24 protein-coding genes are annotated in these 24,944 nt (G+C 53.2%); 13 read left to right on the top strand and 11 right to left on the bottom strand.

Annotated features, from left to right (window positions below; all coding sequences use genetic code 11):
- Positions 1-125 precede the first annotated feature (125 nt).
- Genes BUA28_RS10690 through BUA28_RS10675 form a run of 4 tightly spaced genes read left to right on the top strand, consistent with a single transcriptional unit; the run spans position 126 to position 3,003 of the window.
- Entirely contained in the window at positions 126-1,172 is a 1,047-nt protein-coding gene (locus tag BUA28_RS10690; RefSeq protein ID WP_072768115.1) for a quinone-dependent dihydroorotate dehydrogenase, read from the top strand.
- A complete protein-coding gene (locus BUA28_RS10685; RefSeq protein ID WP_072768114.1) occupies positions 1,169-1,900 on the top strand; it encodes an RnfABCDGE type electron transport complex subunit B in 732 nt (243 codons plus the stop codon). The genes BUA28_RS10690 and BUA28_RS10685 overlap by 4 nt, the downstream gene beginning before the upstream one ends.
- Positions 1,897-2,529 (top strand): endonuclease III, encoded by a 633-nt coding sequence (gene nth / locus BUA28_RS10680; RefSeq protein WP_072768113.1) that lies wholly within the window; start codon positions 1,897-1,899, stop codon positions 2,527-2,529. The genes BUA28_RS10685 and nth overlap by 4 nt, the downstream gene beginning before the upstream one ends.
- Before the next feature lie 45 nt (positions 2,530-2,574).
- Positions 2,575-3,003: a DUF1841 family protein gene (locus tag BUA28_RS10675; protein ID WP_072768112.1), complete on the top strand. Its 429-nt coding sequence runs from the start codon at positions 2,575-2,577 to the stop codon at positions 3,001-3,003.
- 389 nt (positions 3,004-3,392) lie between these two features.
- Here BUA28_RS10675 and BUA28_RS10670 read toward each other — a convergent pair whose 3' ends face one another.
- From BUA28_RS10670 to ppc, 9 genes are all read right to left on the bottom strand, one after another.
- Positions 3,393-3,719 carry a c-type cytochrome gene (locus BUA28_RS10670; RefSeq protein ID WP_072768111.1) on the bottom strand — a complete coding sequence of 109 codons (327 nt, stop codon included), beginning with the start codon at positions 3,717-3,719 and terminating at the stop codon, positions 3,393-3,395.
- A 25-nt stretch (positions 3,720-3,744) separates the two neighbouring features.
- Complete coding sequence (locus tag BUA28_RS10665) at positions 3,745-4,077, bottom strand: c-type cytochrome (RefSeq protein ID WP_072768110.1); 333 nt, start codon at positions 4,075-4,077, stop codon at positions 3,745-3,747.
- Between the two features lie 121 nt (positions 4,078-4,198).
- The gene (locus BUA28_RS10660) at positions 4,199-6,130 is read right to left on the bottom strand and encodes an ATP-binding cassette domain-containing protein (protein WP_072768109.1); all 1,932 of its coding nucleotides are present in this window, start codon (positions 6,128-6,130) and stop codon (positions 4,199-4,201) included.
- 126 nt (positions 6,131-6,256) lie between these two features.
- Entirely contained in the window at positions 6,257-6,775 is a 519-nt protein-coding gene (locus tag BUA28_RS10655; RefSeq protein WP_218587260.1) for an inorganic diphosphatase, read from the bottom strand.
- 118 nt (positions 6,776-6,893) lie between these two features.
- The gene (locus BUA28_RS10650; RefSeq protein ID WP_072768108.1) at positions 6,894-7,727 is read right to left on the bottom strand and encodes an HlyC/CorC family transporter; all 834 of its coding nucleotides are present in this window, start codon (positions 7,725-7,727) and stop codon (positions 6,894-6,896) included.
- 77 nt (positions 7,728-7,804) lie between these two features.
- Entirely contained in the window at positions 7,805-8,335 is a 531-nt protein-coding gene (gene ybeY, locus BUA28_RS10645) for an rRNA maturation RNase YbeY (protein ID WP_083569966.1), read from the bottom strand.
- Positions 8,310-9,287, bottom strand: coding sequence for a PhoH family protein (locus BUA28_RS10640; protein ID WP_072768106.1), 978 nt, complete (start codon positions 9,285-9,287; stop codon positions 8,310-8,312). Before BUA28_RS10640 ends, ybeY begins: the two co-directional genes overlap by 26 nt.
- Positions 9,288-9,403: 116 nt before the next feature.
- A complete protein-coding gene (gene miaB, locus BUA28_RS10635) occupies positions 9,404-10,768 on the bottom strand; it encodes a tRNA (N6-isopentenyl adenosine(37)-C2)-methylthiotransferase MiaB (protein WP_072768105.1) in 1,365 nt (454 codons plus the stop codon).
- 299 nt (positions 10,769-11,067) lie between these two features.
- On the bottom strand, positions 11,068-13,794 hold the full coding sequence (ppc, locus tag BUA28_RS10630) for a phosphoenolpyruvate carboxylase (protein ID WP_256598302.1): 2,727 nt from the start codon (positions 13,792-13,794) through the stop codon (positions 11,068-11,070).
- Between the two features lie 207 nt (positions 13,795-14,001).
- On the opposite strand from ppc, the gene hemC reads away from it, so the two are divergent.
- From hemC to BUA28_RS10610, 4 genes are read left to right on the top strand one after another with little or no spacing between them, the layout of a single operon-like run.
- Complete coding sequence (gene hemC / locus BUA28_RS10625) at positions 14,002-14,970, top strand: hydroxymethylbilane synthase (protein ID WP_072768103.1); 969 nt, start codon at positions 14,002-14,004, stop codon at positions 14,968-14,970.
- Positions 14,967-15,761: a uroporphyrinogen-III synthase gene (locus BUA28_RS10620; protein ID WP_072768102.1), complete on the top strand. Its 795-nt coding sequence runs from the start codon at positions 14,967-14,969 to the stop codon at positions 15,759-15,761. The genes hemC and BUA28_RS10620 overlap by 4 nt, the downstream gene beginning before the upstream one ends.
- The gene (locus BUA28_RS10615; RefSeq protein WP_072768101.1) at positions 15,758-16,810 is read left to right on the top strand and encodes a uroporphyrinogen-III C-methyltransferase; all 1,053 of its coding nucleotides are present in this window, start codon (positions 15,758-15,760) and stop codon (positions 16,808-16,810) included. The genes BUA28_RS10620 and BUA28_RS10615 overlap by 4 nt, the downstream gene beginning before the upstream one ends.
- On the top strand, positions 16,807-18,018 hold the full coding sequence (locus tag BUA28_RS10610) for a heme biosynthesis HemY N-terminal domain-containing protein (protein WP_072768100.1): 1,212 nt from the start codon (positions 16,807-16,809) through the stop codon (positions 18,016-18,018). The genes BUA28_RS10615 and BUA28_RS10610 overlap by 4 nt, the downstream gene beginning before the upstream one ends.
- A gap of 138 nt (positions 18,019-18,156) precedes the next feature.
- Here BUA28_RS10610 and BUA28_RS10605 read toward each other — a convergent pair whose 3' ends face one another.
- The gene (locus tag BUA28_RS10605; RefSeq protein WP_072768099.1) at positions 18,157-19,197 is read right to left on the bottom strand and encodes a CDP-6-deoxy-delta-3,4-glucoseen reductase; all 1,041 of its coding nucleotides are present in this window, start codon (positions 19,195-19,197) and stop codon (positions 18,157-18,159) included.
- A gap of 52 nt (positions 19,198-19,249) precedes the next feature.
- On the opposite strand from BUA28_RS10605, the gene BUA28_RS10600 reads away from it, so the two are divergent.
- From BUA28_RS10600 to BUA28_RS10585, 4 genes are all read left to right on the top strand, one after another.
- Positions 19,250-20,164 (top strand): SDR family oxidoreductase, encoded by a 915-nt coding sequence (locus tag BUA28_RS10600; RefSeq protein WP_072768098.1) that lies wholly within the window; start codon positions 19,250-19,252, stop codon positions 20,162-20,164.
- Positions 20,165-20,200: 36 nt separating this feature from the next.
- Positions 20,201-20,533, top strand: a complete 333-nt coding sequence (gene cutA, locus BUA28_RS10595) for a divalent-cation tolerance protein CutA (RefSeq protein ID WP_072768097.1) — start codon at positions 20,201-20,203, stop codon at positions 20,531-20,533.
- Positions 20,534-20,544: 11 nt separating this feature from the next.
- Positions 20,545-22,485: a protein-disulfide reductase DsbD gene (dsbD, locus tag BUA28_RS10590; protein WP_072768096.1), complete on the top strand. Its 1,941-nt coding sequence runs from the start codon at positions 20,545-20,547 to the stop codon at positions 22,483-22,485.
- A gap of 116 nt (positions 22,486-22,601) precedes the next feature.
- A complete protein-coding gene (locus BUA28_RS10585; RefSeq protein ID WP_072768095.1) occupies positions 22,602-23,156 on the top strand; it encodes a TlpA family protein disulfide reductase in 555 nt (184 codons plus the stop codon).
- Between the two features lie 252 nt (positions 23,157-23,408).
- On the opposite strand, the gene BUA28_RS10580 is transcribed toward BUA28_RS10585, so the two are convergent.
- Positions 23,409-24,383 (bottom strand): sulfite exporter TauE/SafE family protein, encoded by a 975-nt coding sequence (locus BUA28_RS10580; RefSeq protein WP_072768094.1) that lies wholly within the window; start codon positions 24,381-24,383, stop codon positions 23,409-23,411.
- A gap of 162 nt (positions 24,384-24,545) precedes the next feature.
- Between BUA28_RS10580 and BUA28_RS10575 the strand changes: the two genes are divergently transcribed.
- Positions 24,546-24,920, top strand: coding sequence for a DUF2784 domain-containing protein (locus BUA28_RS10575; RefSeq protein ID WP_072768093.1), 375 nt, complete (start codon positions 24,546-24,548; stop codon positions 24,918-24,920).
- The last annotated feature ends 24 nt before the right edge of the window (positions 24,921-24,944 follow it).

The following is a 24,944-nucleotide window of genomic DNA, read 5'->3' as shown; positions in this document are numbered from 1 at the left end:
TCGCGCACGCCTTTTGGGCGGTGTCAGATTATAAACGCTGTTCCGGACCAGACTCCCTATGACGCTGATTAACGCTTGCAAGTTCCTTTACAGACTCGGCACTTTCCCAGTGTTAAAATAAATCCATGTTCTATTCCTTACTTCGTCCGTTATTATTCAGTCTCGAACCTGAAACAGCTCACCGAGTTACGTTTGATGCAATCGAGAAGGCTTATCGGTTCGGGTTGATCCGCCGTGCCGCAATAGCATGCCGGTCCCGCAACGTCATGGGTCTCGATTTTTCCAATCCCGTTGGAATGGCTGCCGGACTGGACAAGAATGGGGAGCACATAGACGCGCTTGCAGCGCTCGGGTTTGGCTTTATCGAGATCGGTACGGTTACACCTCGTGCACAGCCAGGAAACCCGAAACCCCGGCTGTTTCGTATTCCTCAGGCACGTGCCATTGTCAATCGTATGGGCTTTAACAATGACGGTATCGATAAACTGATGGCGAATGTCAGGCGTGCAAATTATCGCGGCATACTCGGCATCAACATCGGAAAAAATTTCGATACGCCAATTGAAAAGGCTGTCGACGATTACCTGACTTGCCTGCGTAAAGCCTATCGCTACGCCGATTACATCGCTATCAATATTTCATCGCCTAATACGCCTTCCCTTCGTCAACTACAAAACGCTGAAGAACTGGATCATCTATTGCATATGCTGAAGCTCAATCAGCAAAAGCTCTCCGACGAGTACGGAAAATATACGCCCATCGCCGTAAAAATAGCTCCTGATCTCGATCCACAGCAAATCGACTCCATCGCGGCACTTTTGATGAAACATCGTATAGACGGGGTTATCGCGACGAATACCACTATTTCCCGAGCTGGAATAGAAACACTGCCTTATGCATGCGAGTCTGGCGGACTGAGCGGTGGACCGCTGGCAAAACGTGCCACCGCGGTCATCCGGCGCTTGCATGGCGTGCTGCAAGGGGCGCTGCCCATCATTGGGGTGGGCGGCATCCTATGCGCAGCGGATGCTGTGGAAAAAGTCGAGGCCGGCGCAAGCCTGGTCCAGATATACAGCGGCCTGATCTATCGCGGCCCTCGCCTGATACGGGAGATTGCGCATGCATTGTGCGCCTCAGACGCGCAGCATTCTTCACGGGCGGGTTCGAGATGAAAGAAAATTTGCTGGTAGCGGAAATCGATGCGATCCTGCCGCAAACCCAGTGCCGCCGGTGCGGATTCTCCGGTTGCGAACCTTATGCCAGGGCCATTGCTGAAGGGCATGCCAGCATCAACCAGTGTCCTCCGGGTGGCGACAAGGGCATTCGCAAGCTGGCAGAATTGTTGGGGATAAGGCCCATGGCGCTGAACACCCTGCACGGTTTCCCCAAACCCAGGACAGTGGCACTCATTGACGAGCAGCCCTGCATAGGCTGCACGCTTTGTATTCAGGCTTGTCCGGTGGATGCGATCGTGGGAGCGCCTGGCCACGCGCATACTGTCATTGCTGCCGAATGCACCGGCTGCGAATTGTGCGTGGCGCCGTGCCCGGTGGATTGTATCAGCATGATTCCATCCAAAGCACGAGCTGCTGGTTCCGCGGATAATGAGGATGCCCAAATTGATGACTGTTTGATACTTGAATACGACAAGCAAGTTGCCGACCGCGCTCGCGCACGTTATCAGTTCAGGTTGCAAAGGATCGAGCGTGAAAAACAGGAGAGCGAAGAGAGGCTTACGCAAAAAACCAAAGCCATGAGCAGCATTTCATCATCCACCACCGATCTCAAGAAAGCAACTATTCAGGCTGCGCTTGAGCGTGCCATGGCCGCTCAAGCGCAGGCTTCGAAGAAAAATAGCACTGTCGATATGCCGGCAACATCCCGCCGTATTAATTCATGAATTCAAGCATACGCCACGAGATATTCAGGCGTTTCAAGTCGGTGAATCCTAACCCTACCACCGAACTGGAGTATCGCTCGACTTTTGAATTGCTTATCGCAGTGATCCTTTCGGCCCAGGCTACCGACAAGGGCGTGAATGTGGCGACACGGAAACTGTTTTCCACCGCAAATACGCCTGAGAAAATTCTCGACCTTGGGGAGGCCGGGCTGCGGGATTACATCAAGAGCATCGGGTTATACAAAACCAAGGCCAAAAATATTATCGCTACTTGCAACCTGCTCATCCAGCATCACGGCAGCAAGGTGCCGCAGACCCGGGAAGAGTTGGAAAAACTGCCGGGCGTGGGGCGCAAGACCGCCAATGTGATATTGAATACTGCATTTGGCCAACCCACCATGGCGGTGGATACCCATATTTTCCGGGTTGCAAACCGTACCGGACTTGCACGCGGCAAAACCGTGCTGGAGGTAGAGCTGAAACTACTGAAGTACATACCGAAGGAGTTCAGCCACGATGCACATCACTGGCTTATTTTACATGGGCGGTATGTATGCATCGCAAGAAAACCGAAATGTGCCATTTGCATCATTAACGATTTGTGCGAGTTCAAGGAAAAAACTCTTTAAGGAAAACAACTTTGAGAAAGATGATACTGCTTGGTCACAGTCTGGATGTTTAATCCTTCGCGGGAACAGGCGCGTCAGTTTTTCTTTGATACCTGGCGCAAATATCGGCAGCGAGAGATACTCTCCGACATGGAAAACATGGCAGTTGAAGTGATCTTGCTGCATCCGGAGTACCACGCCATGCTTGATGATCCGGGACGCTACCAAGACAAGGATTATTTGCCGGAAACGGGCGATACCAATCCATTTCTGCATATGGGCATGCATATTGCCATCGGGGAGCAGCTTTCAATAGACCAGCCCGCCGGTATTCGCAAGCGATTTGAACGTCTACTGAAGTTGACCGGCAATGAACACGATGCCGCGCATCAAGTCATGGAATGTCTTGCGGAAATGATTTGGCAGGCACAACGCAACCAATCGGCGTTTGATGCTTCGGTATACTTTGAATGCCTGGACCGGGGGCAAAATTGATCTTTATTTGAGGTGACGCCATCAGTCCGATTTATCTGGACTCAGAGCAGCGGGCCATTAGCTTCCAGCGCGCCCGCAACTTCTGAACAAGCTCTCCCTGTAGGGAGAGCTTCCTATGTCATCCGAGGAAGGGCCTGCGCTGGTGGGCTGAAAACCGATGGGGATGGCGCTCAAGCGATGCGCAAAGGGTTCCCCGAAGTGAGCGTCGGGCAGTACGGGATCCAACGACTGCGCCTGGCGCCTACCCCCACTCCAAGGCGCGCACCTTCTTCGGGAGCGCATTATTCTGCGCTGCGTTCGCGCACTATCCGTCTTGTTTTCCTCAACCCATCCCTACATTCATTGGACCATGATCATGCTCGCGTAGAGCTTATTCAGAAATTCCCGAATCAATATTTGGTTTTCAGACCGGATTGGCTTGCAAAATAAGCTGATACATTTTCAATGTCTTCCTTGCTCAAGGCGGCGGCCATGCCGGCCATGATGGGGTCCTGGCGCACGCCCGACTTATATTCGTTCAACGTGTGAACGAGATAATTTGCATGCTGCCCATTCAGCTTCGGAAAAGCGGGTGCGGGACTATTGCCGTCCGGACCGTGACACGCAGCGCAAACCTCTGCAGCTTTTTTCTTGCCAGCTTCAATATCGGCCGCCATTCCCTGGCTGGAAATCAGCAGCAGCGCGCCGCTCGCCGCGGCAATAACGAAATTTTTCATGAGGCTTTCCTTGCGTAATGAGTAATTATTTTCCGCTGGCACCAGCGTAATAGGCCGCCAGGTCTTCCATATCCTGGTCCGATAGTTGGGCGGCAATAGCCTTCATGCTGGGGTGGCTGCGTGCATCTGTTTTATACGCCTGTAGTGCTTTGACCAGGTACTCTGCATGCTGACCGCCAATTCTCGGGACGTTATACACCGTCGGGTAAGATGTCCGGTATCCTTCTATGCCATGGCAACCGATGCACATGGTATTCTTCTGCTTCCCTGCAGCTGGATCACCTGCTGCCTGAGCCGTACCGGTGACCGCCAGAAGCAGACCCCACGCAAATAAACTTATTATTGCTGGTCTTTTCATTATCAGTGCCCCCTCTTTACAAAAAGAGCGACTCTAAACGATGTGCCATTCCTGGTCAATCTATAAAATCTATAAAACAATAACATATATCGAATAGGGATATATGGAATGAAATTCATCGTCATGATTTCTGACCGTTTACCCGGCGTTTTGCCTCAAGCTCTTCCCATCGGGCGAGACAATTCATAAGCTCTTCTTCAATCCCGGCAAAGCGTTCATGCAAGGACCGCGCTTTTTCCGGTTGATTGAGATAAAAATCCGCAGTATCCAGCTGGCAGGTGATGGCGGCCTGTTCCCGCTCCAGAAGCTCGATCTTTTGAGGCAGCTCATCGAGTTCGCGGATTTCCTTGTAATCCAGTTTAATCCGAATGGGCTGTTCTCGCACTTCGCGCGCCTTGGACGGAGCGATCTGTTGCGATTTTGCCGCCTGTTCCTTTGCCGCAGCTTTCAGATATCCCTTTGCCCGTACCCAATCTTCATAGCCGCCGACATATTCCCGCAGTATGCCATTACCTTCGAAGGCGATAACCTGGGTTACGACGTTGTCGAGAAATTCACGATCGTGGCTGACGAGAAACAGCGTGCCCGAATAGTTTTGCAGCAGCGACTCCAGTAGTTCCAGCGTTTCGATATCCAGATCGTTGGTTGGTTCGTCAAGGATCAGGACGTTAGCGGGGCGGGTGAACAAACGCGCCAGCAATAGCCGGTTGCGCTCACCGCCCGAGAGAGACTTTACCGGCGAACGCGCCCGCTGTGGGGCAAACAGGAAATCTTCCAGATAGCTGATGACGTGCTTGCGCGTCTCGCCAATATCGATAAAATCCGAACCCTGGCTAATCGTGTCTATCAGGGTTGCCTCCTCGTCCAGCTGTTCGCGCAACTGGTCAAAATAGGCTACCTCAAGCTTGGTACCCAGTCGGACATCGCCGCTATCCGGCGGTAGTTCGCCCAGTATCAGCTTTAGCAAGGTGGACTTGCCCGCACCATTAGGTCCCAGCAATCCCACGCGATCGCCGCGCATGATCCGGCAGGAGAAATCGTCTATGATGATTTTGTCGCCATATCTTTTGCTGACGTGTTCCAGTTCGGCCACCATGCGTCCGGACTTGGCGCCTTCATCGACGTTGAGATTTACCGTCCCCATCTTTTCGCGCCGGTCGGCGCGCTCTATTCTCAGCGCTTCCAATCGTCTTACCCTGCCTTCGTTACGCGTACGGCGTGCCTGAATCCCCTTTCGTATCCAGACCTCTTCCTGCGCCAGCACTTTATCGAATTTTTGATTGTGGACGGCTTCAACTTCCAGCATCTCCAATTTTTTTCGCTGGTACTCGGCAAAATCGCCGGGGAAGCTTGCCAACTTACCACGGTCGAGCTCGACAATCCGCGTCGCTACATTATTTAGAAAGCGGCGGTCGTGCGTGACGAACAGCACGCTTCCGGCAAAGTCCTTCAGCAGTCCTTCCAGCCACTCGATAGAGGAAAAGTCCAGGTGGTTGGTCGGCTCATCCAATAGCAGCACGTCTGGAGATACCACCAGGGCGCGAGCCAGCGCCACCCGCTTTTTTTGTCCGCCGGAGAGTTGTCCCACTAAAGCGTCGGGGGGGAGATCAAGCTTGTCGATAGCGGTTTCCACCCTGGCCTGGATGCGCCATCCATCTTGAGCTTCCACTTCGGCTTGCAGATCCTGCAGGCGAGAAAGAAGCGCCTCGGTGTCTCCCGTGCCGTCGCTCAAGAGATGAGACGCTTCATGATAATGAAGCAGCACCTGGCTGACTTTCCCCAATCCCTTGGATACTTCCTCGAATACCGTAAGGGCGGGGTCCAGCTCCGGTTCCTGCGGCACATAGGCCAGCTTTAATCCGGGCGTGCGCCAGATCCTGCCATCGTCCGGCTTGATTTCGCCTGCTATGATGCGCAGTAAGCTCGACTTCCCGCCGCCATTTCTGCCGATCAGCCCGATACGTTCGCCGGTATCAAGCTGCAAGTCTACATGATCAAGCAGCGTGTGATGACCAAAGGCAAGACAAGCGCTTTCAAGAGTGAGGAGAGGCATGGGCAGGGAAAGTTACTTCAGCTTGATTGATAAGGGGCGCAATTCTGGCATGCTTGGTGAAGTTTGGCAAAGAATCCGCCATGCTGATCAATGCGGGTTCGCCGGGCACGAGAACGATGCAGACAATTAGTCGAGCGGCAGCTCAAGCAATAAATTGTCTCGCGGCCGAGCGCGCCCGAGCGCCTGAACTGCTTCGCACCAGCCTTCACATGCATTGCGCCCCGGCCGGCCTCGCCAGATATTCAGCATCCCCTTGCATTTTGCGTAGAAGTAGAAGAATTTCAATACTTCCTGGCGCTGCGCCGCATTCGGAGAGTAATCGCTACAGACAAGCTTGTCGTCTATCAAGCCGCCATCAGTCATAATCACGGCTCCCCAGGCTTTGACGCGTATCCTTGCGCCCAACGACAGGCGCGGGCCGAGTACCAGCGCATCCAGAAGATCGCCGTCGAGGCCGATGTAACCAGGTACCGAGCCGTAGTTGAACGGACATGGCAGGGGCGAGATAAAGTCGACTCTACCGGTGGATCCGCGTTTAAGGAAGCTGCCCCGCGGAACTTCAATCACCACTTCCACCACTGGCGGTTCAGTCAGCGCCTGATGTATCGTATCCAGGCCGCAATAGGCGTTGCTGATAGTTCTCACGGTTCGAAGACACTTATTTGCGCCAGAACGCTTTGAGGTCCTGCTCCGTCCAGGATGGACATTATTGGTCCATCATCTTGAAGTCCGGTTTTGATCCAACCCCCGACTTTTTTGTACGTTAGCACTGCTCGACATTATCCTTTTCGACCAGTAGCGTATACAGCCTGCGGCTATCGGCGCGCAACACGGTAAACTTGAAAGTGCCGACAGACACCGATTCGCCTCGTTTCGGCAAACGGCCAAATTTATGCAGTACCAGACCACCCACAGTGTCGTAATCTACATCACTTAACCCGGTCCCGAGCCTTTCATTAAAATCGTCGATTTCGGTAATAGCCTTGACACGGTAATGACCGCCCGGATCCTGCACGATGTTGTCTTCGGCCTCGTCGAAATCATGTTCATCCTCAATGTCACCAACGATTTGCTCCAGTACGTCTTCGATAGTCACCAGCCCCGCGACACCGCCATACTCATCCACTACGACGGCTATATGATTGCGGTTAGTCCGAAAATCCTTGAGCAACACATTGAGCCGTTTGGATTCAGGAATAAAAACGACCGGCCGCAGCATATCGCGTACATCAAATTCTTCTTCTCCTGCAAAGTAACGCAACAGATCTTTCTCCAATAATATACCTATGACATTATTTTTATCGTTTTCAGTCACGGGAAATCGCGAATGGGCCGTCTCGATAACCAGCGGGATAAACTTGTCCGGCGTTTCGCTGATATCGATCACACTCATCTGTGAACGCGGAACCATGATATCTCGAGCCTGCATTTCGGATACCTGTATCACCCCTTCGATCATGCTCAGGGCATCCGAATCGAATAAATTGCGTTCAAAGGCAGAATGCAATAACGCGATCAGTTGCTCGCGATCCCCTGGCTTGCGCAAAAGCCAGGCGCTGACGCGATCGAGTAAGGCTGGTTTCGGGGGATCATCCATATGCGTTTGCCAGTTCGTTTACAAGAAATAAATAAACTGTGGAAGATGCCGACAAGCACATGCGGACCTCTCCATAATCAACATTCTTCAGCGGTCCCCAAAGATTCCCTGTAAGGATTTTCATATCCCAGTCTTTCGAGATACTCGGCCTCCATCTGCTCCATTGCCGCTGCTTCAACATCGTTTTCATGATCGTAGCCCTGAAGATGCAAGACGCCGTGCACGGTGAGATGTGCGTAATGCGCTGTCAAATTTTTATGTTGCTCACGCGCTTCTCTTTCGATTACCGGCGCGCACAGCACAATATCTCCAGCCAGGGATTGCGCGCTTGGCCCAGCATTATCGTAAATAAAAGTCAGGACATTGGTCGCATAATCCCTGTTTCGAAAATTCCGGTTGAGGCTATGGCCCTCCGCTTCATCAACGACGCGCAGCCCAATCTCCGCATCGTGCGTCAATGCGGCTTTGATCCATTTGCGAAACGCCGATCTAGGGGGCGCCTCCGCAGCGCGGGCAGCGTATTGTGTCGCCAATTTCAGCTTTACTTCGCGGTGCGAGACTTCTGTAGGAGCCGGGGAAAGGTTACTTGTCTTTTTCGTATTTTTCATAGGCATTGACAATTCTTTGCACCAGCGGATGCCGCACCACATCCTCCGCCCCAAAATGCGTAAAAGCGATACCACGCACTTTTTTCAGGACCTGCTGGGCCTCTACCAGGCCACTTTTCTGATGTTTTGCAAGATCGATCTGAGTGATATCGCCTGTTACCACAGCCTTGGAGCCAAAGCCGATACGAGTCAGGAACATCTTCATCTGTTCGGGTGTCGTGTTTTGCGCTTCATCAAGTATGATAAAAGATTGGTTCAACGTGCGCCCGCGCATGAAAGCCAGCGGCGCAACTTCAATTGCGCTCCGCTCGAACTGCTTGCTGGTTTTATCAAACCCCATCAGATCATAGAGTGCATCATAGAGAGGCCGTAAGTAAGGGTCCACTTTCTGCGCCATGTCGCCCGGCAGAAAACCCAGGCGCTCGCCTGCTTCCACCGCAGGCCGCACCAGTACGATACGCGCTACGATATCGCGCTCCAGCGCGTCCACCGCGCTCGCCACGGCCAGATAGGTCTTTCCCGTTCCCGCAGGACCGATCGAAAACGTGATGTCATGCGTCTGGATTTGCTGCAGATATTCGACCTGGCGAGGCGTCCGGCCGCGTAAATCGCTACGGCGGGTAATCAGCGCGGGTTCCGTCGGTTCTTTCGTAGCAGTAGCAGCCGCAAGTTTTTTCGAATGATGAGGATTCATCGCTTCGATCAGGCCCAGTTGAATTTGCTCGATGCTCAAATGATGTTGCGCATGGCTGTAAAAATTTTGCAATGCTTCTGCGGCAAGCAAAGTCTGTGCGGATTTGCCCCGTAGGCTGAAGTGTTCTCCTCGGCGCGCAATGGTGACATCGAGTAGGGTTTCGATCTGCCTGAGATTCTCATCCAGCGCACCGCATAAGTTGGCGAGACGCTGGTTATCAGCTGGGGAAAAAGAAATTTCGACAGGTTGGGGTTTCAAAAAGGCTGTAAGACACGATAGCGAGGACTTAATTCTGGCAGCGACAGCCGTACTTTGCAAGGAGTGAACGTGAAGAGGGCTTGCGGCGCATCACAAATCAACCTCACGTGGACATCTTACTCAAGTTCCGTAAATTTGGGCTGCACGATTTTCCCGCGCAACGAGTGCGCTAACGCCGCAGAGATCTCGATGTTTAAAAAATGCCCGGTCTCTGCCGGGTTGCCGACAAAATTTACCATACGGTTATTATCGGTGCGTCCGCAAAGCTCGTTGGCATCTTTTTTTGATTGCCCCTCCACCAGAATACGTTGAGTCGTGCCGACCATGCTCCGACTGATGGTCCGCGCCTGTTGCTCGACTTTTTCCTGCAAGCGTTGCAACCGCTCGAGCTTGATTTCATAAGGCGTAGTGTCCGGCAAGGCTGCCGCGGGTGTGCCGGGCCGCGGGCTATAAATGAAGCTGAATGAACCATCGAAGTTCGTTTCTTCTATCAACCTCATCGTCGCCTCGAAATCCGCCTCGGTTTCATCGGGAAAACCTATGATGAAGTCGGAGGTAAGTGAAATATCGGGGCGGATATTACGCAAGCGGCGGACGATGGATTTGTATTCCAGGGTAGTATAGCCGCGCTTCATTGCCGCCAGTATCCGGTCTGACCCTGACTGAACCGGCAGATGCACATGATTTACCAATTTCGGCAATGTTTCGTAAGTCCGGATTAATCGTTCAGTGAATTCTTTAGGATGAGAGGTGGTATAGCGGATCCGCTCGATCCCGGGAATTTCATGAATATATTCAAGCAATAGCGCGAAATCGGCCATCTGCCGATCGTCCCCGGCTTCCCCATATTCGATTATGCCCCGGTAAGCATTTACGTTCTGCCCCAGCAGCGTCACTTCCTTGACGCCTCGACTTGCCAGCCCTGCAATTTCCGCCAGTATGCTGCTCAGGGGACGGGAGATTTCCTCGCCGCGGGTATAGGGCACCACGCAAAAACTGCAATATTTGCTGCAGCCTTCCATAATAGAAACGAAAGCGGTTGCACCTTCTGTACGTGCTGGCGGGAGGTGATCGAATTTTTCAATCTCGGGGAAAGAGATATCCACTTGCGGGCGGCCTGTGGCTTGACGCGCGGAAATCAATTGGGGCAACCGGTGCAGGGTTTGCGGACCAAATACCAAATCGACATATGGCGCACGCTTCACTATTTCTGCGCCTTCCTGGCTGGCGACGCAACCCCCTACGCCAATGAGAAGATTCGGGTTGGCCGTTTTAAGATGCCTGACGCGTCCCAGATCATGAAATACCTTTTCCTGGGCTTTCTCCCTCACCGAGCAGGTGTTGAACAAGATCACATCGGCCTCGGCGGGATCATTTGTTTTTTCCATGCCTTGCGCGTCATGCAGCACGTCCGCCATCTTGTCCGAGTCGTACTCGTTCATTTGGCAGCCAAACGTTTTAATATAAAGTTTTTTAGCCACACCTATCTCCAGCCTTACCGAAATATTGTTCGAACTACCCAGTACTGCCACCGTTCAGAAGTCGCAACGAATGCGCGGGTTTCAGCACGTCAAGCCGTTGGGGCTTTTATAACGGCGGCAACCATTGTTCAAACCTGAATTCGCCCCGTATCGAATCCACCAAAAAGGTGAAGCACAGGATATAAAAAATCCTGTTTAGTTATAGCGCTTAGTTGACAAATAAGCGGTCAACTGCCGGATTCGGGTTCGTCGCGAGAACATGATCTTTCAGAGGGAGTCCGGTAATGCCGTAAATGAGCTTATCCGCTGTTTCGCAACCCTGCGGCCACTCCATTGATCGTGAGTTGTATTGCACGCTTCACGGCATCGGTCGCATCGCCCGAACGATAACGCCGCAACAGTTCTACCTGCAGATGGTTGAGCGGATCAATATACGGCGTGCGATTACGAATGCTGCGAGCAAGTGTAGGGTTATCCTGCAGCAACTCGGTGCGGCCAGTGACTGCGAAAAGCCACTTCACGCTAAGATCCCATTCTTTCTGTATGCGGCCAAAAACTTCCTCGCGCAAGTTGATATCGGTAACCAGCTCCGCATAACGCGATGCAATGCCCATATCGGTCTTGGCGAGCACCATATCCATATTGGATAACATGGTTTGCAGAAATGGCCAGGTACTATGCATTTCCTGCAGGAAGCCCAGCCCTTTTTTGCCTCGGCCCTGGCGCTGGACAAACATTTCCACGGCCGTGCCAAAGCCGTACCAGCCCGTAATCATGGCGCGATTGACACCCCAACTGAACGTCCAGGGTATGGCGCGCAAATCTTCTATCCGATCGGATTGAGTGCGTGATGGCGGGCGGCTGCCGATATTAAGTCCAGCAATTTCCCTGATCGGGGTCGATTCCTGAAAATAACGCTTGAACTCCGGGGTTTCGTATACAAGGTTGCGATAAGCGGTGAGCGCATCGCGCGCGAGTACTTCCATAGTATTGTGATACTCGGTGGCGCGTTTACCAAGGGGATCGCGGCTCAGCAGCGTAGCCTCAAGCGTCGCAGCGACCAACGTTTCAAGGTTTCGTCGTCCGATTTCCGGGTCGGCATATTTGCTGCCGATGACTTCGCCTTGCTCGGTAATGCGGATCTGACCATTCACGCTTGCTGGTGGCTGGGCCAGTATTGCTTGATAGCTGGGGCCGCCGCCACGTCCAACCGTGCCTCCACGTCCATGAAAAAGGCGCAGCTCAACTTTGTGCCTGGCAAAAATTTTCGTCAATTCGGTTTCGGCTTTGTAGAGCTCCCAGTTGGCTGCAAGAAAACCGCCATCCTTGTTGCTGTCGGAATAACCCAGCATCACCTCTTGCACATTGCCGCGCGAATCCAGGAGCTTGCGGTAATATGGCAGTGAAAATAATTCGTCCATGACGGCGCCACAGCCGCGCAAGTCCGCGATTGTCTCGAACAACGGAACGATATTGAGATGCAGGTGCGGCTTTTCGCCGGGTTGCAAAAGACCTGCTTCCTTGAGTAACAGCGCGACCTCCAGTATGTCGGAAACGCCGTCGGTCTTGGAAATAATGTAATTTGGCAACGCGGCACGACCGAAGCGCCGATGAATTTCCGTTGCCGTTTGTGCCATGCTCAGTTCGCTCTGAGCAAGTTCGGAGTATTCCAGATAAGGTGAGCGCAGGAGACGAGGACTGCTGATTTCGGTCAGCAGCCACTGTACCCGTTCCGTCTCGCTCAATTGGGAATAATTCCGGTCCCTTGCACAATGCCCGAGCAATTCCGCAACGACCTGCTCATGTATATTACTATGCTGGCGCATGTCCAGCGACGCGAGATGGAAGCCAAACACCTCCGCCGCCCGCCGCAGGTGACGCAGATCACCGCGCGCCAATAATTCGGATTTGTGCTGCTTGAGCGACTGAATGACGATATCAAGGTCCTTGATGAATTCCGTGCTTTTCCCGTAAGGTGCAGCGGGTCCAACCGGTCGACGCTGCCTGATTACGTGACCGAGGCCCTGGCTGGTGGCAGCGAGCCGTGCATAAACACCGATTAATGCGCGGCGGTAAGGCTCATCCGCACGGCTGGGAGCGCGATCGGGCGACGCCTCGGCCAACGCCGCCAAGGCATCATCCACATCCACCAAGCGCTCGGTCAGGCTTAACCTGCGGCCTATCCGATGTACTTCACCCATATAAAAATCCAACGCCAGCGCCGACTGTCTCTCAGCCGCATGGAGCATGACTTCATGGGTGACGAAAGGATTGCCGTCGCGATCGCCGCCTATCCAGCTACCGATGCGAAGAAACGGGGGAATATGGGGCGCATCCGCGCCCATTCCACTTTCCAGCAAATCCTCCATCTCCGCATACAGGCGCGGTACCTCAGTGAGAAAAGTATAGTGATAATAGGCGAGACCGTTATTGATTTCGTCATAAACCGAGAGGCGCGCCGAACGCAGGATACGGGTCTGCCATAATATCTGGATGGCACTACGCAACTCCTCTTCGTTGTTGCGTAGTTCATCCGGCGTAAGTTGCATGCGATCGCGCTCGTTTAAAAGATGCGCAATGGCCAGGTGGCAGTCCAGTATGCTTCTGCGTTGCACTTCAGTCGGGTGTGCAGTCAAAACCGGCGAAATCAGCGCCTTATCGAAAAATCGGGCCAGAGCGGCGCCATTCGTTCCGCTGGAGATGATCCTCTTCAGCGCGAGGGCGACGCTGCCCGCCTGCGGCGGCGATCCGTCGAGAAGATAGCTGCGGCGGCGGCGATTGTGATGCATATCCTCGGCAATGTTCGAAAGCTGCGAGAATTGACTAAATGCGCGAACCACCGCTTCCGTCGCCTTGTTGCTCAACTGATTCAGCATCACGTCCAGTTCGTGCCGCGCCTCCAGGTCCTGCTCGCGCCGGAATCGAATCGCGGTCTGGCGAATATTCTCGACAAGATCAAAAGTAGGCTCGCCTTCCTGCTCACGCAGGGTATCGCCCAGCATACGGCCGAGCAGGCGGATATCCATGCGAAGGGGATCATCCTTGGGCCTGTCGTCATCAATGATGTGATTTTTTTCGAGGCTTCCGCTCGGGGAAGCAAGGGATGTCATAACGCTACCTCTTCTTGAACGCAGATACGAGCTGATGGCAGGTGCACTTCAATCCGGCTTGGAGCTTGCCATGCTAAAATAAGCACCGGCAGCAATTCCCTAATTTTCTCATCGTAATAAATAATGCTTAATTCCTCATCCATACCCTTACAAATCATTATCGCGACCCGTGAAAGCGCCCTTGCCTTGTGGCAGGCAAATTTTATTCAGGGACAACTGGCGAAATTATACCCGCAAACGGAATCCAAAATATTGGGGATGACCACGAGGGGAGACCAGATACTTGACATATCCCTCTCCAAGATCGGCGGCAAGGGGTTATTCATCAAGGAACTGGAACAGGCGCTGGAGGAGCGGCGCGCGGATATCGCCGTGCATTCCATGAAGGACGTCCCAATGGATATGCCGCCAGGATATGCGCTCGCGGCTATCGCCGAACGTGAAGATCCGCGCGATGCTTTTGTTTCCAATCAATACGCCGATCTCGACGCACTCCCGCCTGGAAGCGTGGTGGGGACTTCGAGCCTGCGGCGCGAAAGCCAGTTGCGTGCGCGCTTTCCGCATTTGCAGGTGCAGCCGCTGCGGGGTAATGTTCAGACCCGCTTGCGTAAGCTCGATGAGGGACAGTTTGCGGCAATTATCCTCGCGGCTGCAGGCTTGAAACGGCTGGGGCTGGCTGACCGCATTACCGCATTGCTAAGTCCCGAAGTGAGTTTGCCGGCGGTGGGACAGGGCGCTTTGGGGATTGAATGCCGGTCGGATCGAACCGATTTGATCAAATTGATGGAACCTCTGCACCATCTTCCGACCGCTCAGTGCGTTGAGGCGGAACGCGCCATGAGCCGCGCTTTGGGAGGAAGCTGCGAGGTTCCGCTGGGTGGATTTGCAGAAATAAATGAAGGTGTTCTGAGGCTGCGCGGTTTCGTTGCAAGCCAGGATGGATCGCGCGTCATAAGCGATGAGCTGAGCGGCAATCCCGGCATGGGTGCGGTAATGGGCGCACAACTGGCACAGAATCTGAAGGCACGCGGTGCGCAGGAAATTCTGACGGCACTGGCATCGCAAACGATTGAACCCGTGAGCCATCCGTGACCAAGCCGCTGGCCGGGATCGACATCCTGGTTACGCGTCCTGCGCATCAGGCTGGCGAACTTGCTGACAAGATACGCATCGCGGGCGGTAATCCTGTTTTGTTTCCGGTACTCGAGATCCTGGATATCCCCAATCTGCATCCGTTGCTGGACTTGATCGGGCGCCTCGATGAATTCGACATTGCAATTTTTATCAGCCCCAACGCCGTTGTTAAGGCGATGAGCCTCATAAGCGCGAAGCGGACGCTGCCCACCCAGTTGAAAATAGTCGCTGTCGGCCAAGGTACCGCAAAGGAGTTGGGAAACTTTGGCGTCACCGGGGTAATCGCGCCCGCTTTGCGCTTCGATAGCGAAGCTTTGCTTGATCTGCCGCTCTTGAGGCAGGTGAAAGGTAAGCGTATCGTAATTTTTCGCGGCGACAAGGGGCGTGAATTGCTTGGGGAAAGCTTGCTGAAGCGAGGCGCCGTCCTCGAATACGCGAAATGCTACCGCCGTGTCATGCCGAAATCAGATACTGCTCCGTTGCTGCACGCGTGGGCGAATGACAAGATGAAGGCAATTACCATAACCAGCAGCGAAGGGCTGCGCAATTTATGCGAAATGGTCGGCGAAGCATGGCTTAAGAAAACGCCATTGTTTGTTTCTCATGTGCGCATCGCCCAAGTCGCGGGAAATCTCGGGTTCGCCCATGTCATTCTAACCACTGCTGGAGATGATGGATTGCTGGAGGGTTTGCTAAACTACTTTCGGCCGGAATCCACCAGAGAGATTCGTGGCTTGGAAAAACCATGAGCGCGGAAAAGCAGTCGGGCAAGACCGAAAAACCTCCGGAAGTGCGCAAGAGGTTGGCGTTGCGCATCCATCCGCTCTTCATTTTTGTCATAATCCTTGTTCCCATTATCGCGCTGCAGTGGTACGACACTCGCAGTCAGATCGGGGGATTGCAGCATGAGCTGGCGAAGCGGCTAGCCGAGGCCGATGCTTCTGGAAAAGAGTCGCGTAATATTGTAGTGGAAGCGGCCGAGGCAGGACGCCGGACAGAGACAAAGCTCGGCTTGCTCGAATCAAGGCTCGCTGAATCGCAAAACCAGCAGTTGGCACTGGAGGCGCTGTACCAGGAACTTACGCGTAATCGCGATGAAGCAACGCTGGAAGAAGTGGAACAGCTGCTGCTCATCGCCAATCAGCAGCTTCAGCTTGCAAGTAACGTAAAAGCAGCCCTGATTGCAATGCAAGAGGCCGACGCCCGACTGCAGCGTCTTGATCGTCCGCAGTTATCTTCCCTGCGTAAGGTTCTGTCAACGGATATGGATCTGCTCAAAGCTGCGCCATATGTGGATACGGTAGGCGTCAGCATACGCCTGGACAATCTTGCCGCCTCGGTCGATGTGTTGCCATTGGCAATGGAACTTCGTCCACCCGAACCCGGCGCTTCCCGGTCCCCCCAGTTTCCAGTAACCGGGAATATATGGCTCCAGTTCCTGCATGAAGCGTGGGAGGACATAAAGCGTCTGGTGCGGATTCAGCACATGGATAAGCCGGATATTGCTCTGTTATCGCCATCACAAGCCTATTTTTTGCGGGAAAATCTAAAACTGCGTCTTTTGTCGGCGCGGCATGCGCTTCTGGCGCGTGATGGAACGAGCTTCAAGGCTGATATCGATGCATCCACGGACTGGATAGGCCGGTATTACGACAACAGCTCGCAGTCTGTCGTCAATATGCTTGAAACCCTGACCCAGCTGCGAGAAAGTGAAGTGGGCATTGAATTGCCCCGTATTTCCGCGAGTCTCGATGCGGTGCGCAACTATCGTCTCGCCCGTGATCGGGGAAATAGATGAAGGGAGCGCTCTGGCTTCTGGCGTTGTTCCTGATTGCGGTAGCGGTAACACTTGCGGCCAGATACAACAGCGGTTATGTACTGATAGTGGCTCAACCTTATCGCGTCGAGCTATCGCTCAATTTACTGGCGGTGTTGCTGCTGGTAATGTTTTTTATTGCCTATTTTATAGTGAGGCTGGCTGTCATTACTTTCAGGTTGCCAGCGGAAGTGAGCGGATTCCGTCTCCGCCGGCGTCGCGAAAAAGCACGAATGATGATGCTGGATGGGCTAAGGGCGTTCTTCGAAGGCCGTTATGCCAAAGCTGAGAAAGCTTCCGTCGCCGTTCTGGAACTAAAGGAATCTCCCTCCGTCAGCGCGCTTAACGCAATGGTTGCGGCCCGTTCCGCGCACGAGCTGAGAAAGTATGCTCGTCGTGACGAACTTATTGCCCAGGCAAAAACCAGTGCACCGAAAGAAATAACCTTGCTGCTAATGACGCAAGCCGAGTTGCTGCTGGATGAACATCGGCCCGAAGAAGCGCTAAAAATATTGCATTCTCTTCCTCATGCCGGGGCGGGGAAGCATACCGCGGCGTTGCGGCTGGAACTGAGAGCGCAGCAGCGATCCAAAAATTGGGACGCCGTACTGGATCTGCTCGGGCAACTGGACCAGCGTAATGCCATCGAAAAGACAGTGATGAGGCAACTGCGGCTCCAGGCGCGTATAGAAAGTCTCAAAAGCAGGATGTTGAATCCGAATGCGCTGAAGGAATATTGGCAAAATATATCTTCGGCCGACAAGAAAGACAGCAAGCTGGCTGCTGCCGCTGCGCGGGCTTACGCAGCGATGGGCGATTGTGTCGCAGCTCATCAGATTATCGAGGAAAGTTTAAATGCCCAGTGGGATTCCGAATTAGCAGGATTGTATGCAAAATGTCCGGGAAGCGACGCCATCAGCCAGATCGAGCACGCCGAAGCGTGGCTCGAATCTCATCCTAATGACGCCTGTCTGCTGCTGGCGCTGGGCAAGCTTTGCGTTAATTGCGAGCTTTGGGGCAAAGCACAAAACTATCTGGAGGCAAGCCTGTCCGTGGACCCGGATTATCCCGCTCATCTTGCATTGGCGCAGTTGAACGAGAAACTCGGACGGCTCGAGTTGGCAAGGGATCACTACAGCAAGGGGCTGGAACTTGCATTGTGGCGGCTGGACGCGCTAGAGCAGGAGTAGCTGGAAAATGGATCGGGCAAACCGCGGCACAGTCCGATTGGTTTCATTCCAGCCGCTGTATGCCAAAAGAAGTCGACTTATCCGTGCAACAGCGGATTGCCGGATGAGAGCAGGTAAAAAGGAGAACGGGTAAAAAGTTCAAGATCGGGGTTCGCGTGGCGAAACGGTGAATGCGTCGGAAAAGAATTCCTCTTCCGGAAGGCTGCGCAGCGTAGTGAAATCCTTGTGGGCGGCTTCAACCATGGCCGGTGTTCCGCAAGCGTATACCTGATACCCGGCGAGGTTGTCGAAATCCTGCAACACGGCCTGATGCACCAACCCGGTCCTTCCGCTCCAGTTGTCGCCCGGCAGTGCCTCAGACAGTACCGGTATAAACGTAAAGTTGTCATGCTCCCGCTGCCAGTTTCCTGCCATGTCAGCCATATATAGATCGGCCTTCGTACGATTACCCCAGTAGAGCACGATCTGCCGTTCATTGGCCCGCAGATATTGTACGTGGAAGATATGCTCGAGTATGCTTTTAACCGGGGCGAAACCCGTGCCGCTGGCAACGAATATGATTGGTTTATCTGAATCTTCGCGTAGAAAGAATGTGCCGAGCGGTCCCTCAAAGCGCAAAATATCCTTTTCCTTCATCTTGGTGAACACATGCTCGGCGAACGTACCCCCCCGATAGTTGCGCACGTGCAACTGGAGCAGTTCGTCGTCATGAGGTGCGTTCGCCAGCGAAAAACTCCGGCGCTTGCCATCTTTCATGAGGATATCAATATATTGCCCAGCAAGAAATTGCAGCCGCTCGCTAGTTGGCAGCTTTAGGGAAATAACCATTACGTCCGGTGCGACTCGCGCCAGTTGTTGGACACGGCATGGCAGTATTTTGACTTTGATATCTTTTATTGCCCCAATTTCCCGACATTCAATTGTAAGTTCCGATAGCGGCACAGCACAGCAAAACAATGCCATTCCAGCCTGTTTCTCCATTTCGGTCAACGTACCTTCGTTATGACTGCCGAAATCCACCGTTCCCTGTATGATTTTGCCCTTGCAAGTCCCGCAGGCGCCGTTTCGGCAGCCATAAGGAAGCGGAAAACCTTCACGAAGCGCGGCTTGCAACACGGTTTCACCGGGTTGAGCGAAAAAGACGTGTCCGCTCGGCTTGATAGTGATTTGATGCGGCATCTGGTTACAAAATGAGTCTATAAAGACAATTTAACTGACGGCAAAGAAGAAAATGAACACGACGAAACGGACGCTTTTATTTATTGGTTGCGGCGACATTGCCTTGCGCACAGCGCCCCTGCTACAGGCGCACTACCGGCTACTGGGCTTGCATCGTAGACCCGACAGCCGCGCCGCATTACGTTTGCATGGGATTACGCCAGTGCTCGGGAATCTCGATATACCGGGCAGCCTTGCCAAACTTGCGGGAATGGCTCATGCAGTTGTTCACCTGGCCCCTCCACCGAACTGTGGTCAACGCGATACCCGCACCGCAAACCTCCTGGCAGCGCTGACAAAGCGGCCAAAGATGAAGGGGGCAATGTTACCACAACGTCTTGTCTACATCAGTACCAGCGGTGTGTATGGTGATTGCAACGGCGCCCTGGTGGATGAAACCCGATTGATAAATCCTCAAACCGCGCGCGCAATGCGTCGTGCCGATGCGGAGGCGCAGGTGCGCCATTGGGGACTGCGCAACGGCGTGAGTGTTTCAATCCTTCGCGTGCCGGGTATTTATGCCGACGATCGCTTGCCGCTGGCCCGGTTGCGTGAGCACGCGCCAGCGTTATTGCCGGAAGAGGATAGCTATACGAACCACATACACGCCGACGACCTCGCCCGCATTATCTCCGCGGCGTTGCACTACGGAAAACCGGGCAGGGTTTACCATGCCTGTGACGACTCAAAGCTTAAGATGGGCGAATACTTCGATCTCGTCGCGGACCATTTCGATCTGCCGCGGCCGCCGCGTATCTCCCGGGCCGAAGCGGAAGGTTTCATATCGCCAGGTATGCTATCGTTCATGCAGGAATCGCGGCGGTTGGCAAACATCCGTATCAAGCACGAGTTGCGCGTAAACCTTCGTTATCCCACCGTGGTCGAGTGTTTCACGCCGAGCGCAGCAAGTACTGCGGAAAATGGGTAAAATCCGATCTACGGATGAGCCAGGAGCACAATCGCAATGGAATCCATACTCATCATTAGCAATTTGCCTGATAGAGCGAGCGCGATGGCCCTTGCTCACAAACTGGTCGATGAACGATTGGCGGCCTGCGTTAACGTGCTTGACGGATGCACTTCTGTCTACCGCTGGCAGGGGAAAAACGAAAGTATCCGCGAAGTGCCGATCTTTATTAAAACCCTTGCGCAGCATTATGCACGGTTGGAGCAGTTGATAAACGCGATGCACCCCTACGAACTACCCGAAATCATTGCTGTCCCAATTAGCAACGGATTGCCTGCTTATTTAAAGTGGATCGCGGACGAAACATTAGTCCCGGACATAATTGATTAGAACCGGTTGCCATGCGCCTGAGCCAATATTTTTTGTTGTCGCTGTGTTTATGCAGTATCAATAGCTTCGCAGAGGAGAGGAAGCCTTTTGGCTTTCTTTCAGGGTTGCAGCAGCTTAGCTCGGGTTTCGAGCAGAATGAACAGGAATTGCTCCCTCCGGATCAGGCTTTCAAATTGACGGTAAAGGTCCGGGATGCAAATACGCTGGTGGCTCAATTTGAGCCGGCAAAAGACTATTATCTTTATAAAGACAAGGTTGCGTTCAAGCCCCAGGATGCTGGGACATCGATCGAGAAAATTTCACTGCCGCAGGGAGCGATAAAAAGCGATGTTACCTTCGGCCAGGTCGAAGTCTTTCATCAGCCATTCGAAGCGTTGATTTTCCTGAAGCGCGACGCATCGTCATCCGACAAACTGACTCTCGTCGCTACCTACCAGGGCTGCAATGAGCCAATAGGGGTGTGCTACGCGCCTATCAACAAGGTAATCGAGCTGACGCTGCCAATGGCAAAAGCCGCCGCCGGCGCGGTGGCCGATGCCATGAGCAGCTCGGCAGTGGCGGCGCCATCCGGCGCTTTAAAACCGGACGCGGCCGCAGAGCTGTTCCCGTCTGCAGGATCACCTGCCATCGAAACAGAATCGAACCGAATAGAGCGCATGTTCCAAAGCGGTAATTTTGGGCTGATCCTGACCGGTTTCTTTGGTATCGGCCTGCTGCTCTCATTTACTCCCTGCGTATTTCCGATGTTCCCGATTCTGTCCGGCATCATTGCCAGAGGCGGTACAAATATCACCAAGACGCGTGGATTTTTCCTGTCGCTCGCCTATGTCATGGGGATGGCGATTACGTACGCCATCGCCGGTGTGGCGGCTGGGCTTTCGGGTGCAATGCTCTCCGCAGCTTTACAAAATGCCTGGGTGCTGGGCACGTTCGCGCTGGTCTTTATAACGCTTGCTCTGTCGATGTTCGGTTTCTATGAACTGCAATTACCCTCCTTTCTCCAGAGTAAGCTTTCCGAGGAAGCGGGGCATTTAAAAGGCGGGCATCTGACCAGCGTATTTGGCATGGGGGCGTTATCGGCATTAATTGTCGGCCCGTGTGTAGCTGCTCCGCTGGCGGGGGCATTGCTTTACATTAGCCAGACCCGCGACATCGTGCTGGGTGGATCGGCGCTGTTCGTCATGGCCCTGGGCATGGGTGTGCCACTGTTGATATTGGGCGCCTCCGCAGGGGCAATTTTGCCGAAAGCGGGACCATGGATGGAGTCCATCAAGCAATTTTTTGGCGTATTGCTGCTGGGAGTTGCAATATGGCTGATATCGCCGGTCATTTCCGCAGTTGTGCATATGCTGCTGTGGGCAGCCTTATTGATCATCTCAGCCATCTATCTGCACGCAGTTGATCCATTGCGTCCAGGAGCTTCGGGTTTTCAGAAGCTCCTGAAGGGCGTTGGGATGATTGCATTGCTGACCGGAATTGCTTTGCTGGTGGGTGTTTTGTCAGGTAGTCGCGATATTTTGCAGCCCCTCTCAAAGTTAGGTATTGCTGTGGTCGATGTATCCGGAAAAAAACAGGATATCGCGCAAACGGATCATTTGCCCTTTCAGAGAGTGAAGTCGGTCGTGGAATTTGAACAGCATGTCCTTCGGTCCAGGAACCAATACGTGATGGTGGATTTTTCCGCGGACTGGTGCATTTCCTGCAAGGAAATGGAGCGCTTCACGTTTTCCGATTCGCAAGTACAGTCCCGCCTGAAAGATGTGGTACTGTTGCAGGTTGATGTTACCGAGGGGACGCCGGATGACATGGCGTTGCTCAAACGCTTCAAGCTTTTCGGCCCTCCCGGCATTCTGTTCCTCGACCGGGAAGGACGTGAAATTCCCGGCATCAGGCTTATAGGTTATCAGGACAAGGAAAGCTTTCTGAAGATACTCAATGCAGTTTTGACCTAGCCGTTTCCGAAAAAGGTTCAATTCATCCGGATGTCATCGTTCTGAGTTCGAGCGAGGTCGTTCGCCAATTGCCGGCCGCGGCTCAATGCAAACCGCATTTGTGGGATTTACATTAAATGACCAAATTGCAGCAGGTATTATTGTACACAGGTGTCGCCATACTTGCGGTAGCGGCGGGATTTCTGTTGCGGGGCCAACTGATGAGCAGCGATGCTCAATCCGGGGCAACTGATGCGGCAGTGGCGAGTAGAGGAGCCGAGGCGATATTTGCCGCGAGTTTGCCCGACCTGCAGGACAAAAGTCAGGCAATATCGCAATGGCGCGGCCAAGTAATGGTAGTTAATTTCTGGGCGAGCTGGTGCGAACCTTGCCGCAATGAAATTCCCGAGTTCATTGAACTCCAGGAAAAATTCAGGGATAAGGGCCTGATTTTTATCGGCATCGCGGTGGATCAGAAGGAAAGAGCGGCAGCATTCAGCAAAGAGATTGGCATTAATTATCCCGTATTGGTGGGAGATATGAAAGCCATGGCACTGGCGGAGGCAGCAGGAAATCGCCAGGGAGCGTTACCTTTTACCGTCGTCATCGATCGTAACGGAAAAATTATCGGTACGAAATTAGGTCGTCTCAGTCAGGAAAAACTTGAATCCATGTTCAAGCCCTTGCTGTAGAGGGGCAGCCTCATCCATTCCTGAAGCTATGGGTTTCAGCGAAATAATAACATTTCTATTTGCTGCGGAAGCGAGGCAGTGGTGCGAATTTTCGAGCTTTGCAGCGTGTCGGACTTGAAGGAAATCGGCTGCAAAAGCGTTCGGCTGGTCCATATTTCGCTGCCTTTTCGGCCTATAGAATAACTATGGGCCTTTGAATCCTATGCTCTCACCCAGTCACTTTTCGCCGCAATTCTTAAAGTCCGACAGCTGCTAGGCGAGCGCCCGATAAAGATTGTAAGAGCTCATGATGACAATCAACGTCCCCACCATTATCAGTAAAGTTCGTGCATGGAGCTTTTTGCACAACACCGCCGCAAACGGGGCGGCAAACAAGCCTCCGAATACCAGCCCTACTATGATGGACCACGTATTGGTTTCCATCAGCAATGTAAAAACCGTGGCGCCTGCCAGCGTCAGAAAGAACTCAGCGAAATTGACCGAGCCGATGGTTGTACGGGGATCGTTTCCTGAACTCACCAAAGTGGATGTGACCACCGGCCCCCAGCCACCCCCACCCGCCGCATCGACGAATCCGCCAAACAATGCTAATTTTCCGACATGCCTCGGGGAGCCCTTGCGCAAACGCAGCGGGCGAAACGCTTTACTGAGTATGTATATCCCCAGCAGCAACAGATAAGTGGAAATATACGGCTTGAATACGGCGCCGTCGATCTGGGTAACGAGCACTGCGCCTAATATGCCACCGAGAATACCGGGCACCAGCAAGCGTATAAATAATTCTTTATTTACATTGCCGAATTTGACGTGGGAAATACCCGAAACTCCGGTGGTGAAAATCTCCGCGATATGAACGCTGGCACTGGCCGCTCCTGGCGTCGCGCCTGTTGCCAACAGGAATGTGGTGGCGGTAACGCCGTAAGCCATGCCCAAGGCACCATCCACCACCTGCGCGAGAAACCCGACCATTACCGCGGTCCAGAAAAGTCTGCCGCTGACTGTCTCGCCAATAATTTTCCAACCGCCAAACCAGTGATTGGAAATAAAAAAGCGACTCGTCAAAAACAGGACCAGCGCAATCAACACCGCAATAATAAACCATACGCTGGCCTTCAGGAGAGGATGGGCGCCAGGATGAGAGACAGGCTCCTCGACGGGAGGAAGCCCAAATTGCTGGTGTTCGACGTTTATTGGATTTCGCGTCAGATCCAGATTGCGAATCTTCATAAGTCCCGTGCCTCTGCCTCTTCAATTTGCGCACTATACCGATATGAGCAAATATGCAGAAATAACCTAATAGAATATGGTTATGCTTTTGCTTTTGTGCATGTTGCGGCGAATAAGCACTGAGCCTTGAAAATACCGGCCCATCAATACATGGAATAGTGCGTGTTAGCGGATATCGTTCTTATCATTCATTTCCTGTTCGTGTTGTTCGTTGTCGTCAGCCTGCCATTGATATGGATAGGCGGATGGATGAGATTGGATTTTGTACGAAATCTTCGGTTTCGGCTTGCGCATATTGCCGCCATCCTGTTCGTGGTTGTCGAGTCTTTCGTCGGCATGATATGTCCGCTTACGTTATTGGAAGATAGGCTGCGTGGCGGGGAAAGCGGTGGTAATTTCATCCAGCGCTGGCTGCACCGCATACTTTTCTATGATGTGCCGGAGTGGATATTAACAACAATCTATGTACTTTTTGCGGTTCTCGTCATCATTACTTTCAGGCTGCTTCCGCCGCGACCTCGCAAACGTCAGCCATAGCATGGTCCAGGTTGACTGCGATAA

Origin of the sequence: Nitrosospira sp. Nsp11, from assembly GCF_900142705.1 — a bacterium.
In the GTDB taxonomy this organism is placed as follows: Bacteria; Pseudomonadota; Gammaproteobacteria; order Burkholderiales; family Nitrosomonadaceae; genus Nitrosospira.
This window is presented reverse-complemented; position numbering and strand designations above follow the sequence as displayed.

What these genes read in the sequence shown, in the direction of transcription:
- BUA28_RS10665 (WP_072768110.1), bottom strand. Translation starts at nt 4,077, where the DNA reads ATGAAAAGACCAGCAATAATAAGTTTATTTGCGTGGGGTCTGCTTCTG.
- BUA28_RS10605 (WP_072768099.1), bottom strand. Translation starts at nt 19,197, where the DNA reads ATGCCGCATCAAATCACTATCAAGCCGAGCGGACACGTCTTTTTCGCT.
- nth (WP_072768113.1), top strand. Translation starts at nt 1,897, where the DNA reads ATGAATTCAAGCATACGCCACGAGATATTCAGGCGTTTCAAGTCGGTG.
- BUA28_RS10660 (WP_072768109.1), bottom strand. Translation starts at nt 6,130, where the DNA reads ATGCCTCTCCTCACTCTTGAAAGCGCTTGTCTTGCCTTTGGTCATCAC.
- BUA28_RS10600 (WP_072768098.1), top strand. Translation starts at nt 19,250, where the DNA reads ATGAACACGACGAAACGGACGCTTTTATTTATTGGTTGCGGCGACATT.
- BUA28_RS10670 (WP_072768111.1), bottom strand. Translation starts at nt 3,719, where the DNA reads ATGAAAAATTTCGTTATTGCCGCGGCGAGCGGCGCGCTGCTGCTGATT.
- cutA (WP_072768097.1), top strand. Translation starts at nt 20,201, where the DNA reads ATGGAATCCATACTCATCATTAGCAATTTGCCTGATAGAGCGAGCGCG.
- BUA28_RS10610 (WP_072768100.1), top strand. Translation starts at nt 16,807, where the DNA reads ATGAAGGGAGCGCTCTGGCTTCTGGCGTTGTTCCTGATTGCGGTAGCG.
- hemC (WP_072768103.1), top strand. Translation starts at nt 14,002, where the DNA reads ATGCTTAATTCCTCATCCATACCCTTACAAATCATTATCGCGACCCGT.
- BUA28_RS10685 (WP_072768114.1), top strand. Translation starts at nt 1,169, where the DNA reads ATGAAAGAAAATTTGCTGGTAGCGGAAATCGATGCGATCCTGCCGCAA.
- BUA28_RS10650 (WP_072768108.1), bottom strand. Translation starts at nt 7,727, where the DNA reads ATGGATGATCCCCCGAAACCAGCCTTACTCGATCGCGTCAGCGCCTGG.
- BUA28_RS10690 (WP_072768115.1), top strand. Translation starts at nt 126, where the DNA reads ATGTTCTATTCCTTACTTCGTCCGTTATTATTCAGTCTCGAACCTGAA.
- dsbD (WP_072768096.1), top strand. Translation starts at nt 20,545, where the DNA reads ATGCGCCTGAGCCAATATTTTTTGTTGTCGCTGTGTTTATGCAGTATC.
- ybeY (WP_083569966.1), bottom strand. Translation starts at nt 8,335, where the DNA reads ATGAAAAATACGAAAAAGACAAGTAACCTTTCCCCGGCTCCTACAGAA.
- ppc (WP_256598302.1), bottom strand. Translation starts at nt 13,794, where the DNA reads ATGGATATCCGCCTGCTCGGCCGTATGCTGGGCGATACCCTGCGTGAG.
- BUA28_RS10585 (WP_072768095.1), top strand. Translation starts at nt 22,602, where the DNA reads ATGACCAAATTGCAGCAGGTATTATTGTACACAGGTGTCGCCATACTT.
- BUA28_RS10675 (WP_072768112.1), top strand. Translation starts at nt 2,575, where the DNA reads ATGTTTAATCCTTCGCGGGAACAGGCGCGTCAGTTTTTCTTTGATACC.
- BUA28_RS10615 (WP_072768101.1), top strand. Translation starts at nt 15,758, where the DNA reads ATGAGCGCGGAAAAGCAGTCGGGCAAGACCGAAAAACCTCCGGAAGTG.
- BUA28_RS10580 (WP_072768094.1), bottom strand. Translation starts at nt 24,383, where the DNA reads ATGAAGATTCGCAATCTGGATCTGACGCGAAATCCAATAAACGTCGAA.